Here is a 16,191-nt window from a genome sequence, read left to right as displayed (position 1 = left end):
ACTTTTGCTTCGTCTTCACAGCTGAGACGGACAAGCAAAGTCCGCCATCAGAGGCCGGATCGAGACAGGGTTGACCGGCTTATCAAACTGTACTTCCAGAAAAATCCGACCGGTGTCATCCCTCAGATCGACCAGAAAGCGCCGCCCCTCGTCACGCGGTCTGACCCGCACGCCATCCAACATCCTGTGCATCCCCCAGGCGCCGGGATGTGACAGCAGACTGCTTTCGACGCTACCGTTGAATTGCACCGCCACACCCTGTTCAGACACTGGACCAGGCCACGCAAGGCGACTGGCGGCACCCGACGCACGCAATGACGCCGTTTGTCCGCCCAATCGAAAACTGGCCTGTCCGCGCTCCGCCAATGTGGCAAGCATCATTTCTGCCCCCAAACCCTTGCCGCCGAACAATCCGCTGCTGATCGCCATACTTTGTTCCAGAAACGTCGCGCTCTCCGGCGAAAGCCCAGCAAACCGCGCTTCGGTCTTCCAGCGCCAAGGCCCATCCTCTGTCTCCAGATTGGGACGCGCATATTGTGCGAAGAATTGGGGAAGCAGCCCTTGCTGACCAAAAAAGTTGGTCGTGGTTGCCACCGGTACTGCGGCACCTTCTCCAAAAGGATAACGCCCTTCCAACTCCGCCTGACACGCCGCCTGAATCCGAGTCCATTGTCTGGAGATTGGCGTATCATCGGCGACCACAGGCGCACTGATTTGCGCAAGCGTATCCTCGACCAATTGCACGACAAGCCGAGGCGCGGCACGCAAAGACTGAATTGAGCGCGCCCGCTCGGCCACTGCTAGGATCGCATGATCCCCGCGCGCTGCATCTTGCGCGCGCGTTACGAGCGCTACGTTTACGGCGGCAAACAGCGCAGCGATCTCTTCCATCCGTCCCTGTTCGACGTACTGAATTGCCGGTCCGAAACTACGCGCAATTTCGGTCTGAAACGGTCGTGGGCGACTGCGATCTCGCCCTCCAATTTCCGTCCAAATCTCTTCAAACAAAGCAGACAAAGGCGATGTGGCCTGCGATAGAGTCCCGGAAACGATGATCGCTCGATCAGGATCATCAAAAGGTCGCACCCGCAGATCGGCGAGCCATTTCGTCCAGGCGTCAATCGTTTCCGTCTGGAGCCGTTCCATCACCAGGTCGACTGTGCCGTTCTGCTGCGGCAAGGGGCGACCAAACAAAGCTTCCGTCACTTGCCTGCTTTTCGTCACGGCGACACCAGCGGAAATGGTTTGCGCCCGGTCCCACCCCTCCCGAGTGTAAAGGCCAGGCACCTCCAAAGGAGTGCCGCTGCGCCGGATCGCGACATCCAAAAGGTTGGGCAGAGCCTCTGACGCTGACCATGACGGCAGGGACAACACATCGGGCGCGCGGATCATCTCCAACCAGGTCCGGTCCACTTCACTGGCCTCCGTGGCGATGGTGCGGGCCTGCTCCAAGAGCACTGCCTCGGCAGGAACAAGCCCCTCAACCGGACCAGTCAGTGATGCAATGTGCTCTGAAAACCCTGCGAGCCCGAGCGCTTCTTCCCGCGCTTTTGCCCATCCAATCAAGAAGGTTGGTTCCCACGCGGTCTGCCCGGTCAGAATGCCATAGGCGCGCAAGCTGTCATACACCGCCAGGCCTTGTCCTTCCGTTGCCAAGGCAAATTCGATCGCATCCGCCAAAAGTGGGCCGATGGCCCGCGCCGCCGCTTGGCGATAGGAGGACTCCGCAGCTCCTCTTGCGTCGGCAAATGGCAAAGTCAGCATGTTGCGCAAAGGCGCTTGGGCTATCGCTGCTTCCACGTTTTGCAGATCGCCGGACAGCGCGCCAAGGCGCGCCAGGATAGCGGCGCTCTCCCGCGTTTGCTCCAACTCAAGGGCGTTCTGAAATTCCGAATAAGCTGCATACGCTTGCGCATGAAATCTTTGTTCCAGCCATGCCAGATAGGCCGCCATCCCAATCACCGAGGTTACAAGTAAAGCCGAAAGCATCGGAACGATGCGAAGTCGCGCTGCCTTGCGTCTGGGCTTTCTCCGGACTGTTGCAAGCACATCGGACAAAAGCGCTTCCAGTGCAGAGTAATTCTGGTCCTGCGCGATGCGCCGAAACTCCCGCAGATCAGCTTCGCTGACATCTCGTCCCTCAAAGATGGTCTGCTGAACCAAGGCCCCCCACTTGGTAAGATCCGTCTTCGGCAACGCCCTGACCCTGTGGTCAGCGAAAACGGCCAGTGCCATCCGGGCCGGTCGCAAGGTCACAGTCGGTTCCCCCGCCCGTTCCGCACGTTGCGAAAACCTTCTCAAACGCACCGCAAGCTCGTCCACGAGGCGCAGCACATCACGTGTGTCTTTCGGGCCAAGGCCATCGACGAACTGTCGAAATGCGGCGGCCTCCTCCTCCAGCGCCGTCATAGCAACCCTTCGGCGGCCCATTTGCGCAAAGTCTCGACGCCAACTTCGAAGTGCATACTGTCTTCTCGTGAATAGGTCGCGCCCCAGTACCAGCCTTCCTCATTGAAGAGTTCAGCGATCAGAAGCAGCCCGAACTGTGTGGATCCATCACCGAACCCGTCGAGTCGCCCTTTGAGTTTCAGGTCGATTGCAGTTCCCCAGGAATGGTTGGAGATGCCGGTGCTCGACCCCCGGATGAGACGCGCGCACAGCGCCCCCGCCGTGCCAATAGCGGCATGGATATCCGGTTCCTGCTCTTCCAACCGCTTCATGATCCGTTCCAGAGAATCCAGCGCCGGGCGGATCATGGTAACTCTGATTGGACCAACTTGCCGGGTTTCCAACAACGCGCGCAGGCCAGGATTGGTGACGCTCTGGCAATTCACGCCATAGTGCTGACGCGGATTGCCAAGGACTTCGCGCATGATCCTGTTGCGAGGCTGCGAGATATTTTTGTTAAACCGCTCGTCGGCAAGGATCATCTGTTCGGTCATGTCCTTGGTTTCGGAATGCTCGCCGATCTGGTCAAAACCGCGCAAACTGGTGGGAGAATTGACAACTGCAGGCGCGCGATTTGCCGCCTCGCGCGCCTCGGCCAAGGCTTTGCGTAATTCTTCGATTTGCCGCTTGGCCGCTTCAATCTCTACGTCCTGCGCGTCAAGGGTACGGCGCAGTTCACGCACTTCGACGGTTGCTCTGTTCAACCGCACCAGCGCGCCTCCATCTTCGACCTGCAAAACCGCACCGACCAACGCAAAAGCCACGGCGCCGATGACCAAACCAATGGCAACTATTGTCGCTGCAACCAAGTTCGCCTGCACGCGCCCTACCCTTCCGTTGCTGTCACGACAATTACCGACACATTGTCTGGCGCGCCTGCATCCAACGCCGCCTGCAACAATCGCGCTGCCGTGGCATTGTCGGGCCTGTTCATCATCATTGTGTTCGCGAGTCTCGTATCTTCCACAGCACCGCTTAAGCCGTCACTGCACAGCACCAGCCTGTCCGCTGACTGCAGCGGCAAGACAAATGTATCGACGTCAACGTCCGGCTCCGCGCCAATGGCGCGGGTAACCACATTCCGCTCAGGGTGCGACCGTTCTGCCTCTTTGCTCAGGACACCCTGATCAATCAGTTCCTGAATATGGCTGTGGTCCTTGGTCATTTGCTTCAACTGACCCTGCCGCCACAGGTAAATCCGGCTATCACCGACCCAAGCGCAATACGCTACGTTTGAATCCATAAACGCGGCAACGACTGTCGCTCCCATGACTGTCCCGTCGGCTGCCGCAAAAACTGCCTGATTGCTTCGCTGAAGAGTTTCGACCAGACACACCTCTGGATCATCTGTGCGGGTCAAGGTCGCAAGGCTATCGATCACCATGTCTGCGGCGACATCACCGTGGCCGTGGCCTCCCATTCCGTCGGCCACCGCCCACAGTTCTCCATTCGGATCGATCAATATCGCGTCTTCGTTCCGATCTCGCACCAGTCCCTTGTGCGTGAAGCCCGCACCCGAAATGCGCAACGGCGCAAGTGTTGAGGCCGATCTCAAGAGCGCTCCGCAACAGTGTCAGGTTTTGCCCGAAATAGGAGCAATTCTGGTCTGTACATTTGAAAAAACCGAAGCCGGCAAAACGTTGAAATTTTCTCAATGCTACAGTATTCTGGAGATATACCCTAACGATTTTCTTTTTGGTGATACTATGCACACAATCTCTGCCGCGGCAGCGGCGCTTCTTTGTTTGACTGGACCGCTGATAGCCCAATCGCTTGATACAAGCGACATTATAGAACGGTTCCAAGCACAACGTGACGCCTTCAGCGGTGCGACCGAGAATGGTCCGACGCGGAACCTTATTTTGATGACCGTGGACGATCTGGATGTCGAAGCTCAGGTCGATAGCCCAACCTTGGGCACGCCCCAAGCCTCGACCGAGCTTCAACCTCTGACACCAGCACAGCTGGACGATACGCAAACGACGGTGATCACAGGTTTGAATCCGCCGACTGCACCCAATGCGGAGAATACGCCTCAGATTGCCTCTGCAAATCCACCAGTTGCAACATACGGCAAACTCGCGGAAGAATTGCAGGTCAATCTCTTTATCAATTTTGCCTTTGATAGCGCCGCGATTGGGGCGGACCAGACCCAGATCTTGGATGAAATGTGCGTCGTTATGCGCGACAGCGACATAAAGGTCTTCCAGATTGTCGGACACACGGATTCTGCTGGGTCGGATGCGTACAACGAACGTTTATCCCGACTGAGGGCTGAAGAGGTTGGTAGATACCTGACCGCAAGCTGTGGCATTCAGAGCAATCGCCTGACCACCTTGGGACTTGGTGAACGCTTTCCGCACAACACTGAAAACACCCGTGCTGACGAAAACCGCCGTGTGGAATTCCAAGCCCTCAGCTGACAGTGGATCTTTGCTGCGTCAGGCTGGCAGGTCCGCTTGCATGATGGTTTGCGGGCCTGGTTCGGCTGGCAATAACAGACACCCCATCGAATATCAGGCTCGGACAGACTTTGAGCGCCGTTATGAAATTAAGCATTAAATATCAATATATTACAAGATTCAACTCACCTTCAACCGAGTGCGTATCCAGCTCCTCGAACTGTGCGGACAGGGTCGGTTCCGCCAAAGTATGTAAGCGCCTTGCGCAGACGGCCAATGTGCACGTCAACCGTCCTTGTATCCACGTAAATGTCACGGCCCCACACCCGGTCCAGCAATTGCTCCCGGCTCCACACCCGTCCTGGTTTTTCCATAAATGTACTCAATAGCCTGAACTCTGTCGGGCCTAACTTCAGCTCGTCCCGACCACGCGTGACCTTGTGGCTTTCCGAGTCCAGCACGATGTCATCAAACTCCAGTCTCTGACCAACAGTCGCGGGCCGCACGCGCCGCAGCTGGCTGCGTACACGCGCCATGAGTTCGATCACTGAGTATGGTTTAACCACATAGTCATCGGCGCCGGTTTCAAGTCCACGTACCTTGTCGACTTCTTCAGATCTGGCAGACAACATGATCACCGGAATGCCGCGGGTCTCAGGCTTGATCTTAAGCCTGCGGCAGACTTCAATCCCTGACAGGTTTGGCATCATCCAATCCAGCACGATGATATCCGGCATATCCTCGTCGACGAGCAGAAGCGCTTCTTCACCGTTTTGCGCGCGGCTGACGGCAAAACCCTCAGCCTCCAAGTTGTACGCTAGCACCTCTCGTTGTGCTGGCTCATCTTCGACAACCAGAACTCGGGGCTGATCGACGGACATCTGCCTTGTCTCCTAAGCCTGAACGGATGTTTTGTCCGCCTTCTGGCGGTTTTCTTCCGGGGTCGATCCGGTCACCAAATAGACGACCTGCTCTGCAATCGACGTCACATGGTCGCCCATGCGTTCAATGTTCTTCGCGATGAAATGCAGGTGCATGCAAGCCGTGATGTTGCGCGGATCCTCCATCATGAATGTCAGGAATTCGCGAAACAGCGCATTGTACATCTGGTCGACTTCGGCGTCGCGATCAATCACGTCCTGAGCCAGTTCGGCATCACGTGACACATAGGAGTCCAATGCATCCTTCAGCATGCGCTCCACTTCCTTCGCCATGCGGCGCAAGGCACCTGCACTGTCATTCACTGGCGCCATCTGGGACAGAACGCTTGTGCGCTTACCCATGTTTTTTGCATAGTCTCCAATACGTTCCAGGTTGGCGCTCACCTTGATGACGGACAACAGAAGTCGTAGGTCGATTGCCGTCGGCGCGCGAAGAGCAATCACGCGCGCGGCTTCCTCATTGATCAACTCTTCCAGCTCATCAATGGCCTTGTCGCCTTTGCGAACCTGTTCCGCCCGCTCTTCATCACGGGTTTCAAGGCTGATGGATGCCTCAAGAATTGCGTTTTCAACCAGGCCGCCCATCTTCATGATCTGCGCCTGGATCGCTTCAAGGTCCCTGTCAAAGGCCGATGCGATGTGTTGGTCTTGCATGGATTTGCTCCTTAGCCGATGCGGCCAGTGATGTAACTTTCGGTGCGTGGATCGACGGGATTGGTAAAGATCTGGCCCGTCTCACCGTATTCAACAAGGTTGCCGAGGTGAAAGAATGCCGTCTTCTGGCTGACCCGTGCGGCCTGCTGCATGGAGTGCGTGACAATCACCACGGAGTAGCTCTGGCGCAACTCGTCGATCAGTTCTTCGATCTGAGCGGTTGCAATTGGGTCAAGCGCCGAACAAGGCTCGTCCATCAGCAGCACTTCTGGTTCGGTCGCAACGGCACGCGCGATGCACAGGCGCTGCTGCTGGCCACCGGACAAGCCGGTACCTGGCGCATCCAAACGGTCTTTTACCTCATCCCAGATCGCACCGCGACGCAAAGATTTCTCAACCAATTCATCCAGTTCCGCCTTGTTCTTTGCAAGTCCGTGTATGCGCGGGCCATAGGCTACGTTGTCATAGATGGACTTAGGGAATGGGTTCGGTTTCTGAAAAACCATACCCACCTTCGCACGCAACTGCACCGGATCAACCTTGGCGTCATAGATGTCTTCACCGTCGATATGGATGTCACCCACCACACGACACACATCAATTGTATCGTTCATCCTGTTGATACAGCGAAGAAATGTTGATTTCCCGCAGCCTGATGGACCGATAAATGCAGTGACGGTCTTGTCGTCGATTTCGACATCCACGTCCTTGATGGCGTGATTGTCCCCGTAGTAGACCTGCACACCTTTGGCCGCGATCTTGACGTCGTTTGTGTCCACGTCTCTCTCCAGAATTCTCATGTCATTCATGGTAGCCTCCTACCAGCGGCGTTCGAACCGGCGCCGCAGGATAACGGCGATGGTGTTCATGGTGATCAGGAACAGCAACAGCACAATGATGCCGCCCCAGGCCTTTTCGGTAAAGACCGCGTCGGACCGCGCGGCCCAGTTGTAGATTTGTGCCGGCACCGCCGAGTTTGGCTCAATGAAACCCTCGACAAATGTGCCCGGGTATCGCGCAACAAAGCCAACCATCCCAATCAGCAGCAGCGGCGCTGTTTCACCAAGAGCTTGCGCCAAGCCAATGATAGTACCTGTCAGAATACCCGGTGCGGCCAATGGCAGAACGTGATGAAACACCGCTTGCATTTTGGAGGCCCCTACCCCCAGTGCCGCATCCCGGATCGACGGAGGCACGGCCTTGAGCGATGCGCGGGTCGAGATGATGATCGTCGGCAGCGTCATCAGCGTCAGCACCAGGCCGCCAACCAGCGGCGCTGATTGCGGCAGATGTGCGAACTGGATGAACACGGCAAGACCCAGAATACCGAACACAATGGACGGTACGGCGGCCAGGTTCGAGATGTTGACCTCGATGAAGTCGGTAAATCGGTTCTTTGGTGCGAACTCTTCCAGGTAAATCGACGCAGCCACCCCAATCGGTAGGCTCAGGACGAGAACAACCAGCATCATGAAGAAAGAGCCCAGCACCGAAGCACCAATTCCCGCTCCACCGGGGTTGTCCACACCCGTATCCACGCCAGTAAGGAAGTTCCAGTTGAATACCTGCTTGATCAACCCGGCTTCGCGCATGGCGTCGATCAGGTCGAAATCCTCAGGCATGAAGAAGCGGTTACCGCTTTGCAGGTCTTCACGTGCGAATGTGCCCTTCAGATAGCGATCCACACGCGATGCTGCTGCGAGTTCGAAGGAAACAGATGCCCCCAATTGATCTTCATTGGCACGGTAAAATTTACGCAAATCGCCGCCAACCTTACCAAGAAGACGTTCGATTGCCTTCTCATCGAATTCGATCTCGACACCTTCGCTCTCCATTGTTTGGGTCAGAGAAGTGACGAAATAATCGGTGTAAATACCGGTTTTCAGCAACGCTTTTTCGGCGGCGTCATATTGCTCTTGTGTCAGCGTGAACGGCACCTCGACGACAGCTTGCCGGAAAGCGGGTAGACCTGAACTCAGGATTGCAGCCAGCAGTGCCACAAGGAAGAAAAGGCCCGTAAAGATTGCAGCGATGCCATAGGCACGGAAGCGACGCTCGGAGGCATTGCGTTTCTTGGTGCGCGCGTCCTCGTGTATCAGCGACCTGGATGGGCGTGCGCTTTCGGGGCTCATTGTTGCGTCAGTCATTACTCATACTGCTCCCGATACTTGCGCACGATGTAGAGGGCAAAGACATTGAGCCCGAGCGTCATGACGAAAAGGGTCATGCCAAGGGCAAAAGCGACAAGGGCCTCGGGTGAGGCAAAGTCGCTGTCGCCCGTCAGCTGCGACACGATTTTGGCGGTCACGGTTGTCATGGCTTCGAAAGGGTTGAGGCTGAGCCGGGCCGCTGCCCCTGCCCCCAGCACAACGATCATCGTCTCGCCAATGGCGCGGCTGGCTGCCAGCAGGATGGCACCAACGATGCCTGGCAAAGCTGCGGGCAGTACGACCTGCTTGATGGTCTCGGATTTTGTCGCACCTAGCCCGTACGAGCCATCGCGCATGGCTTGCGGAACCGCATTGATGATGTCGTCAGACAAAGAGCTGACAAATGGGATCAACATGATGCCCATGGCGAGGCCCGCAGTCAGCACGGCCCGTTGTCCCTGCATCCATCCCAGACCATTGTCACCAAACACCGACAACAGAATTGGGCCAATGGTCAGCAATGCGAACAAACCGTAGACGATGGTGGGAATACCCGCGAGGATCTCAAGCAGCGGCTTGGCAATGCTGCGCATCCTTGGGCCCGCGTACTCCGACAGATAGATGGCCGCAAAAAGGCCAATGGGAACAGCCACCAGCAAAGCGACCAGTGAAATATAAAGCGTGCCCCACAGCAGGGGCAGAATCCCAAGGCTCGATGCACCGCCACGGCCGGAGAAGCTGGGTGCCCATTCAAGTAGAAAGAAAAAATCGGATGCCGGGTACAAGCGGAAGAATTCAATCGTGTTGAAGATCAACGAAAGAATGATCCCGATTGTTGTGAGGATTGCAACCGAAGCAGCCGCGATCAGAAGTGCCAGAATACCCTGTTCGACCGTGTTTCGGGCCCGAAAGGACTTGGAACTCTCCATTGTGCCCCAGGCGGCACCAGCGGCAGCGACAATCAATACTGCGATTGTCATCAGCAGGTTCGATGTCTGGCTCATTGCGCGGTAAGCTTGAGAAGCCTGTAGTACCGTTTGTGTGATTTGGCCGGTCACGACCTGACCCGCATCTTTCAGCCGCTGCGTAATGTCTTCGAGATCGGCTTCCGCGTTGCGTGCCGTTTCATCATCCAACAGACCTGCGTCTACCGCTTTCGAAAGCCCGTCTGCGGTACGGCGAACATCAGACATAACAAGACCGATATTCGACCCTTCGGCGATTTCGCTTTCTGGGATCATCTGAACGATACGGCTGTCAATGAACAGGGACTGCGCGAGCAACCAAAGGATCATCAACCCCAGGGCCGGAACAACCGATTTCATAAGAGCGTTGGAGCCATAGTAGATCGGCAGCGAGTGAAGGTTTCGACTGTCGCCACCGGCGCTTGCCAGCGCACGCTGGCGCCCCATGAAGAACCCAACCGCCGAGATCGCCAGAACGATCAGCGTGAGCCAGAGAATAGGCATTTGTCCCCCAAAAACGAAAGCCGCACTTTCGCGGTCTTGTCAGCAGAAACCGGGCAGCAGTTCGTCGCCGCCCGATCTTTTGTTATGGCAGTTTTCAACAATCGCTCAGATTACGAGTTGCTGCCCATTGTTTCTTCATCAGCGATCATTTGCTGTGTGTCAGCCAGTTCAGGATCGGATACCAGACCGTAAGCCGCCAGCGGACCGTCGGGGCCAGCAACCTCATCGGCTACAAAGAACTGAGCGTACTCTTTCAGACCTGGGATGACGCCGATGTGGGCTTTCTTGATGTAGAAATACAGCGGACGAGACACCGGGTATTCACCCTTGGCGATGGTCTCGGTCGTTGGCTCAACACCCGACATTGTAGCCACTTTCAGCTTGTCCGTGTTGTTTTCATAGAACGCCAGACCGAACACGCCGATGGCGTTGGTATTGGCGTCGATCGAAGCCAGTGTTTCGGTGTAGTCGCCGTCGATGTCGACCGAACGGCCATCTGTGCGGACGCTCAGGCAGGCATCTTCCGCGTCATCTTCGGTCATACCGTCAGCAATCATGGCTTCCATTGCGCCTGTGGCTTCACAGCCAGCCGCGATTACTTTTTCCTCGAACACTTCACGTGTGCCGTGTTTGGTACCGGGGATGAACGCCAGGATATCAGTCGCAGGCAGGTCCGCGTTGAAGTCGGACCATTGCTTGTGTGGGTTGTCGACCAGCGCACCGTCCACCATGACTTTTGGGGCCAACGCATTGAAGATGTCTGAGGGCGTGAACGCCGTGTATTCGGGTCCCTGGATTTGCGATGCAAAGACGATGCCATCATATCCGATGCGCACTTCGATGATGTCCGTCACACCGTTTGCGGCGCAGGCCTTGATTTCCTTGTCACGGATCGCGCGCGATGCATTCGCAATGTCCGTATGCTCGGTGCCGACGCCTTGGCAGAATCGTTTAAGACCAGCGGAGGAACCACCCGATTCCACAACAGGTGTCGGGAAGTCAAAGTTTTCGCCAAAGGCTTCCGCAACAATCGAAGCGTAAGGCAAAACGGTGGACGAACCGGCAACCTGAACCTGGTCGCGCGCTACTGCCGCAGTTGCAGCCATGGCTGAAAGAGCCAGCGCCGACGTGGTGAGTTTCACAAAGGACATGAATGTCTCCTGTCTGAGCATTTTCTTGATGATCCCCCCCATGAGGATCTTGGTGCCCGTCTAGGCACCGCTCGCAATCCTTTTGTGACAACTGCGTAACAGTTTTATGACAGCGGGCAGTTTGCCGCCGCGTCACGCCAAACTTTTTTGTACGGGCAGAATGACGGTAAAGGTTGCGCCCTCGCCCAACGTGCTTTCAACCCGCAAGCGTCCCCGATGGCGGTTGATGATATGCTTGACGATAGCCAGGCCAAGGCCAGTACCACCAAGCGCGCGGCTGCGGTGATCATCTGCCCTGTAAAACCGCTCTGTAATGCGCGGCAGATGTACAGGATCAATGCCGGGCCCATAATCCACAATCTGAACCCGTACCCCGGGTGCACGCAGGGCCGGTTCCCGGGTGCTGGTTATCACGCGAATGGTGACGCGCCCGCCCGATCCACCATACTTAATCGCGTTTTCAGTCAGGTTCGTGAAGACTTGTTTCAACTGATCGGCATCCGCAATCAGGTGCACGGTTTCATCGCCGAACTCACGCTCAAGTGTAACGCCAGCTTCCTCGGCAAGTGACCGTAGGGTTCGCAGCGTGGACTCAAGCACGTCGTTCAAAACTACGACCTCCGTCGGGCGCACGCGTTCGTCGCCCTCCACCCGGTTCAGTGACATCAAGTCCCCAACCAGGCGATTCATCCGCTCCGCCTCGTCCTGCATGATGTTCAGAAAGCGCTCAGCCGCCTCCGGATCATTGCGCGCCGGTCCGCGCAGTGTTTCGATGAACCCCATAAGCGCAGTCAAAGGCGTGCGCAGCTCGTGACTGACATTGGCGACAAAATCCCGGCGCATTTGGCTGGTTTGCTCGACATGCGTCACATCTTCGAATACCAGCATGGCGATACCCGCATTGTCGCGCCCAACACCCCGCACGGCGCGGACGCTCACAGTGTATGTCGTATCCTGCGCACCATCATTGCCAAGATAACGCGTGGTTCGTGCCTTACCGTCCTGCAACGTTGCTTCGATCGCATCGAGCAGTGCAGGCTGGCGCAACATCGTCACATAGTTGCGATCCAAAGCCTGTTGGCCGATCAGTGTGAGCGCCTCGACATTGGCAGCCACGATGCGTTCGGATGCATCGATGGCGAGTGTGGGCAAGGGAAAGGCCGCAAGCAATGCGCCCAGCACATCGTCACCCATCGCCCTGCCCCCTTACGCCAGTGCGGCCTCTACAGCGCGCGTGAACACATCGCAAAGCACATCTGGGTCTTCGAGGCCGACCGAGATGCGGAAGAACCCCTCGGACATACCCAGCTCCGCACGTTTTTCAGCAGTCAACGCCCGATGAGAGGATGAGGCCGGATGCGAAATCGTTGTGCCGACATCGCCCAGTGTCGGGGCAAAGTTCAGCCCAGTAGCGCCGCGTGCAAAGGCATTGGCCGCCTCGCGCCCCCCGTCAATTTCGAAACTGACCATGTTGCAATACTGACCCTTCAGCAATGCCTCGGCACGCGCGTGGTCGGGATGGTCGCGGCGGGCCGGATAGATGACCCGCTTGACACCTGACAACGCCGACAAGTGCTCGGCCAGGATCGCTGCTGTTGCCTGCGCCCGATCATATCGCAATTCAAAACTCAGCAGCCCACGCTCAGCCAACCAGCAATCGAAGGGGCTTGGTGTCATTCCCGCTGTCACGGTAAACACGCGCAACCGGTCATTGATCACTTGGTCTTTTGCCGAGACATAGCCGAGCATCACGTCCGAATGACCGGACAAAAGCTTGGTCAATGAATGTATGACAATATCCGCGCCGTGATCGAACGCCTTGAACGCGCGGGGCGTGGTGAACGTGTTGTCGATGACGAGCAACACGCCCGCTTCTTTCGCAAGCGCAGACAAGCCCAACACATCAGCGACACGCAAAGTCGGGTTCGACACAACCTCAACAAGGATCATCTTGGTCTCCGGACGCAGAGCAGCACGCACGGCGTTTGCATCTCCCGGGTCAACCATCGAGGTCTGGATGCCCAAACGAGGCAGGTCTTCGGACATCATGCGCAGCGATCGACCATATAGCTGGTTGCCGCCGATCACGTGGTCGCCCGACGTGAGCAGCCCCAAAAGGACCGCTGATACAGCCCCCATGCCCGACGAGGTCAGCACCCCCATATGCGGCGCGCCTTCCATCCGATCAATGGCTTGCGCGACGACGTCTGCATTCGGATGCCCTTCACGGCTGTAGGTATAGCCATGCAGGTCGCCGTCATATTGGGCATCCAGCATGTCAGGTGTGTCAGACGCATAGACGACCGAGGGGCTAAGCGGCGTCACAACTGGTCGCGATGCGCTTTCCGGCAGCGGCGTTGGTCGCACGAGCGACCCTTTGGAGTTCGAGGTCATTCCAAAAATTCCGTATGATAGGTTTGCGAGCTGAACGTGATGTCCACACTCAACCAGGAGGGACGCGGCAGGTGCTCTGCAATTAAACCCACTAGGTCCTTTTGCAAGGCAGCGGTGAATGCGGCGTTTCGATGAGGCTTGGCCAGCAGGGCAACGGATGCTTTTAGATGAGTATGCAGGAAGACGGGCGCAGGATACGCGCGCCCCTTGGTTTCCCCTGCCCCGTCATCGTGGCGCAGAATGCAGGCTTCAACTTCTGCCAAGATGGCCTTGGCGTCGATATCAAGATCGCTTGAATAGCTGAGTTCGCAATGCGGCATCAGTTTTCAACCTCGACCATTGTATCGCGGAATGTACGCATATTGTCCTGGTAATGCAGAGCGGACGCGCGGAGGCCTTGAATGGCCTGTTCATCCAGTTCCCTCACCACCTTGCCCGGCACACCCATCACCAATGACCCGTCCGGGATTACCTTACCCTCAGTGATCAGTGCCCCTGCCCCGATCAGACAATTCTTACCGATCTTGGCACCATTCAGGACTGTGGCACCCATACCGATCAGGCTGTTTTCCCCAATCGTGCACCCATGCAGCATGACCTTGTGCCCGATGGTGCAGCCGGGCCCGATTGTGAGAGGATAGCCTGCGTCTATATGCATGACGCAATTTTCCTGAACATTTGTACCCGCGCCGATGCGGATATCCTCGTGGTCTGCACGGATGGTGCAGCCAAACCAGACACTCGCACCTTCTTCGAGGATCACCTTGCCAATCAGATTGGCATCCGGGGCAACCCATGTGTCGTGCGCGATCTGCGGGCGTTCCTTGCCCAGTGCATAGAGTGTCATGGCAGCTCCTCGAACTCGGTTTGCAGGGCGCGCACATGATCGGTCAATTGTGGTTGCTGCAAGCGACGCAGGCGCGTGGCGGTGATGATGGTTTTCAAATGCTCTTCGGTCTCGTCCAGATCATCATTGACCAAAACATAGTCGTACCCGCCCCAATGGCTTATCTCGTCCCAGCTTTTCTGCATGCGACGGGCAATGGTTTCCGCGTCGTCCTGTGCGCGCTTTTCCAACCGGCGGCGCAGCTCAGCGATAGAAGGTGGGAGGAGGAAGATCGACAATGTATGCTGGCCCAGGACAGAATTGGTGATCTGCTGCGCACCCTGCCAGTCGATGTCAAAAAGGACATCCTGCCCTTTGTTTATCGCATTCTCGACGGGCCCCTTCGGTGAGCCATAGAAATTGCCGAAGACGTGAGCATGTTCCAGCATCTCTCCATCTGCAACCTGACCCTTGAATGCAGCCTCAGAGATGAAGCGATAGTGCTCACCGTCCACTTCGCCTGGTCTTGGCTCACGTGTCGTGGCCGATACGGAAAACGACAAACCGGAGTCCCAATCCCGCAATCGACGTGCAAGAGTGCTTTTCCCGGCGCCTGATGGAGAGCTGAGTATGATCAGAAGACCACGGCGGTTCTGAGCGTCGGTCATATTCTTATTCCACGTTCTGTACTTGCTCACGCATCTGATCGATCAGCGCTTTCAACGCCAATCCGACAGCCGTTAAATCGGCATTTTGCGCTTTTGAGCATAGAGTATTAGCTTCGCGGTTGAACTCTTGCATGAGGAAATCGAGCTTACGCCCGACCGCACCTCCGTCATTCAAAAGCGCACCTGCGGCTTTGACATGTGTGTGCAGCCGGTCAATTTCCTCTGTCACATCTGCCTTGACCGCCAACAAGGCAAGCTCTTGTGCGACACGATCCGGGTCTGCGCTGTCTGTATTGTCCAAAACGCGGGCAAGGTTCCGTTTCAAATTTGCGGCCACATCGTCCTTGCGTCTCTCTGCCAACGCCGCGGCTTGTTCGGTCAGCTGCCCGACTTCGGTCAACTGCGCCAACATCACCTCGCGCAAGGCCGATCCTTCGCGCGTCCGCATATCATCAAATGCGTCCAGAAGCGCCGGAACCTCCGAAAGCAAGGCCGTGCGCAATGGACCGGTGTCATCCTGTGCGGCCCCCGCATCCATAACGCCGCGCATACTCGCAATGTCGGTGGCGCGGGAAGGTGCAAGCGACAGCCCCTGGTCCATCGCCTCTGCTTCAATTGTAAGAAGACTTTGAACGACGGCGCGCATGGTCTCTTCGTTTAATGATAAACCAGCCGCCGCATCATCTCGCGTGATGCGAAGCGACAACGTGACATTGCCGCGCTTGGCCCGTGCTGCAACCAGCGGCCGCAGCGCCGTTTCCAACCCATCAATCCAATCGGGAACGCGCAAGCGCACGTCCAAACCCTTACCGTTGACGCTTCGAATGTCCCATGCCCAGCGAAATGAGTTGAATGCGCCGGTAGCAGCCGAGAAACCGGTCATTGAGCGCAGCGCGCCATCTTTGGATGTCTTGGTCATGTCTTTGCGTTTAGGGGGAAGTTCACATCGGGGCAAGCCACAGCCCGTGTCCCCGCGGGGACAGAGCGGTGATTAACCATTTGTTAGCTTTCACCGAGCGGTTTCTTACAAATTTGATATGTTTTGCATCATTCCCGAAGCAACGCATTCGGCGGGCTGAGCAAGAGTA

General features: G+C 56.8%; 16 protein-coding genes. 1 reads left to right on the top strand and 15 read right to left on the bottom strand.

The features are described 5' to 3' along the window. Window positions 1–15: 15 nt before the first annotated feature. Genes AC53L6_RS08755 through AC53L6_RS08745 form a run of 3 tightly spaced genes read right to left on the bottom strand, consistent with a single transcriptional unit; the run spans window position 16 to window position 4,003 of the window. Window positions 16–2,409, bottom strand: a complete 2,394-nt coding sequence (locus tag AC53L6_RS08755) for an ImcF-related family protein (protein ID WP_496907574.1) — start codon at window positions 2,407–2,409, stop codon at window positions 16–18. Next, a complete protein-coding gene (locus AC53L6_RS08750; protein WP_299750836.1) occupies window positions 2,406–3,269 on the bottom strand; it encodes a M15 family metallopeptidase in 864 nt (287 codons plus the stop codon). Before AC53L6_RS08750 ends, AC53L6_RS08755 begins: the two co-directional genes overlap by 4 nt. Window positions 3,270–3,274: 5 nt before the next feature. Next, window positions 3,275–4,003 (bottom strand): PP2C family protein-serine/threonine phosphatase, encoded by a 729-nt coding sequence (locus tag AC53L6_RS08745; protein ID WP_299750833.1) that lies wholly within the window; start codon window positions 4,001–4,003, stop codon window positions 3,275–3,277. On the opposite strand from AC53L6_RS08745, the gene AC53L6_RS08740 reads away from it, so the two are divergent. Beyond that, window positions 3,969–4,871: an OmpA family protein gene (locus AC53L6_RS08740; protein ID WP_496907573.1), complete on the top strand. Its 903-nt coding sequence runs from the start codon at window positions 3,969–3,971 to the stop codon at window positions 4,869–4,871. The two genes, AC53L6_RS08745 and AC53L6_RS08740, sit on opposite strands and share 35 nt — an antisense overlap. A gap of 170 nt (window positions 4,872–5,041) precedes the next feature. Here AC53L6_RS08740 and phoB read toward each other — a convergent pair whose 3' ends face one another. The 12 genes from phoB to AC53L6_RS08680 form a co-directional block, all read right to left on the bottom strand. Beyond that, window positions 5,042–5,731 (bottom strand): phosphate regulon transcriptional regulator PhoB, encoded by a 690-nt coding sequence (gene phoB / locus AC53L6_RS08735; RefSeq protein WP_496907572.1) that lies wholly within the window; start codon window positions 5,729–5,731, stop codon window positions 5,042–5,044. Window positions 5,732–5,743: 12 nt separating this feature from the next. Beyond that, window positions 5,744–6,445 carry a phosphate signaling complex protein PhoU gene (gene phoU / locus AC53L6_RS08730; RefSeq protein WP_496907571.1) on the bottom strand — a complete coding sequence of 234 codons (702 nt, stop codon included), beginning with the start codon at window positions 6,443–6,445 and terminating at the stop codon, window positions 5,744–5,746. Window positions 6,446–6,456: 11 nt separating this feature from the next. Beyond that, the gene (gene pstB, locus AC53L6_RS08725; RefSeq protein WP_299596204.1) at window positions 6,457–7,254 is read right to left on the bottom strand and encodes a phosphate ABC transporter ATP-binding protein PstB; all 798 of its coding nucleotides are present in this window, start codon (window positions 7,252–7,254) and stop codon (window positions 6,457–6,459) included. A gap of 9 nt (window positions 7,255–7,263) precedes the next feature. After that, window positions 7,264–8,592, bottom strand: coding sequence for a phosphate ABC transporter permease PstA (pstA, locus tag AC53L6_RS08720; protein WP_299750822.1), 1,329 nt, complete (start codon window positions 8,590–8,592; stop codon window positions 7,264–7,266). Next, entirely contained in the window at window positions 8,592–10,064 is a 1,473-nt protein-coding gene (gene pstC, locus AC53L6_RS08715) for a phosphate ABC transporter permease subunit PstC (RefSeq protein WP_496907570.1), read from the bottom strand. The genes pstA and pstC overlap by 1 nt, the downstream gene beginning before the upstream one ends. A gap of 110 nt (window positions 10,065–10,174) precedes the next feature. Then, window positions 10,175–11,215: a substrate-binding domain-containing protein gene (locus AC53L6_RS08710; RefSeq protein WP_496907569.1), complete on the bottom strand. Its 1,041-nt coding sequence runs from the start codon at window positions 11,213–11,215 to the stop codon at window positions 10,175–10,177. Between the two features lie 132 nt (window positions 11,216–11,347). Next, window positions 11,348–12,409, bottom strand: a complete 1,062-nt coding sequence (locus AC53L6_RS08705) for a sensor histidine kinase (RefSeq protein WP_496907568.1) — start codon at window positions 12,407–12,409, stop codon at window positions 11,348–11,350. Between the two features lie 12 nt (window positions 12,410–12,421). Beyond that, window positions 12,422–13,609, bottom strand: coding sequence for a trans-sulfuration enzyme family protein (locus tag AC53L6_RS08700; protein WP_496907567.1), 1,188 nt, complete (start codon window positions 13,607–13,609; stop codon window positions 12,422–12,424). Next, window positions 13,606–13,929 carry a hypothetical protein gene (locus tag AC53L6_RS08695; protein WP_496907566.1) on the bottom strand — a complete coding sequence of 108 codons (324 nt, stop codon included), beginning with the start codon at window positions 13,927–13,929 and terminating at the stop codon, window positions 13,606–13,608. The genes AC53L6_RS08700 and AC53L6_RS08695 overlap by 4 nt, the downstream gene beginning before the upstream one ends. Continuing rightward, a complete protein-coding gene (locus tag AC53L6_RS08690; protein ID WP_299196451.1) occupies window positions 13,929–14,456 on the bottom strand; it encodes a gamma carbonic anhydrase family protein in 528 nt (175 codons plus the stop codon). Before AC53L6_RS08690 ends, AC53L6_RS08695 begins: the two co-directional genes overlap by 1 nt. Next, window positions 14,453–15,103, bottom strand: coding sequence for a guanylate kinase (gmk, locus tag AC53L6_RS08685; RefSeq protein WP_496907565.1), 651 nt, complete (start codon window positions 15,101–15,103; stop codon window positions 14,453–14,455). Before gmk ends, AC53L6_RS08690 begins: the two co-directional genes overlap by 4 nt. A gap of 4 nt (window positions 15,104–15,107) precedes the next feature. Next, window positions 15,108–16,022: a YicC/YloC family endoribonuclease gene (locus AC53L6_RS08680; RefSeq protein ID WP_496907564.1), complete on the bottom strand. Its 915-nt coding sequence runs from the start codon at window positions 16,020–16,022 to the stop codon at window positions 15,108–15,110. Between the last annotated feature and the right edge of the window lie 169 nt (window positions 16,023–16,191).

The organism is Tateyamaria sp. LSS28, from assembly GCF_059611725.1.
The sequence above is the reverse complement of the archived record's forward strand: the minus strand, read 5'-3'. Positions and strand labels throughout refer to the sequence as shown.

What these genes read in the sequence shown, in the direction of transcription:
- pstB (WP_299596204.1), bottom strand. Translation starts at nt 7,254, where the DNA reads ATGAATGACATGAGAATTCTGGAGAGAGACGTGGACACAAACGACGTC.
- pstC (WP_496907570.1), bottom strand. Translation starts at nt 10,064, where the DNA reads ATGCCTATTCTCTGGCTCACGCTGATCGTTCTGGCGATCTCGGCGGTT.
- AC53L6_RS08680 (WP_496907564.1), bottom strand. Translation starts at nt 16,022, where the DNA reads ATGACCAAGACATCCAAAGATGGCGCGCTGCGCTCAATGACCGGTTTC.
- phoU (WP_496907571.1), bottom strand. Translation starts at nt 6,445, where the DNA reads ATGCAAGACCAACACATCGCATCGGCCTTTGACAGGGACCTTGAAGCG.
- AC53L6_RS08690 (WP_299196451.1), bottom strand. Translation starts at nt 14,456, where the DNA reads ATGACACTCTATGCACTGGGCAAGGAACGCCCGCAGATCGCGCACGAC.
- phoB (WP_496907572.1), bottom strand. Translation starts at nt 5,731, where the DNA reads ATGTCCGTCGATCAGCCCCGAGTTCTGGTTGTCGAAGATGAGCCAGCA.
- AC53L6_RS08710 (WP_496907569.1), bottom strand. Translation starts at nt 11,215, where the DNA reads ATGTCCTTTGTGAAACTCACCACGTCGGCGCTGGCTCTTTCAGCCATG.
- AC53L6_RS08705 (WP_496907568.1), bottom strand. Translation starts at nt 12,409, where the DNA reads ATGGGTGACGATGTGCTGGGCGCATTGCTTGCGGCCTTTCCCTTGCCC.
- AC53L6_RS08740 (WP_496907573.1), top strand. Translation starts at nt 3,969, where the DNA reads ATGCGCAACGGCGCAAGTGTTGAGGCCGATCTCAAGAGCGCTCCGCAA.
- AC53L6_RS08755 (WP_496907574.1), bottom strand. Translation starts at nt 2,409, where the DNA reads ATGACGGCGCTGGAGGAGGAGGCCGCCGCATTTCGACAGTTCGTCGAT.
- pstA (WP_299750822.1), bottom strand. Translation starts at nt 8,592, where the DNA reads ATGACTGACGCAACAATGAGCCCCGAAAGCGCACGCCCATCCAGGTCG.
- AC53L6_RS08700 (WP_496907567.1), bottom strand. Translation starts at nt 13,609, where the DNA reads ATGACCTCGAACTCCAAAGGGTCGCTCGTGCGACCAACGCCGCTGCCG.
- gmk (WP_496907565.1), bottom strand. Translation starts at nt 15,103, where the DNA reads ATGACCGACGCTCAGAACCGCCGTGGTCTTCTGATCATACTCAGCTCT.
- AC53L6_RS08695 (WP_496907566.1), bottom strand. Translation starts at nt 13,929, where the DNA reads ATGCCGCATTGCGAACTCAGCTATTCAAGCGATCTTGATATCGACGCC.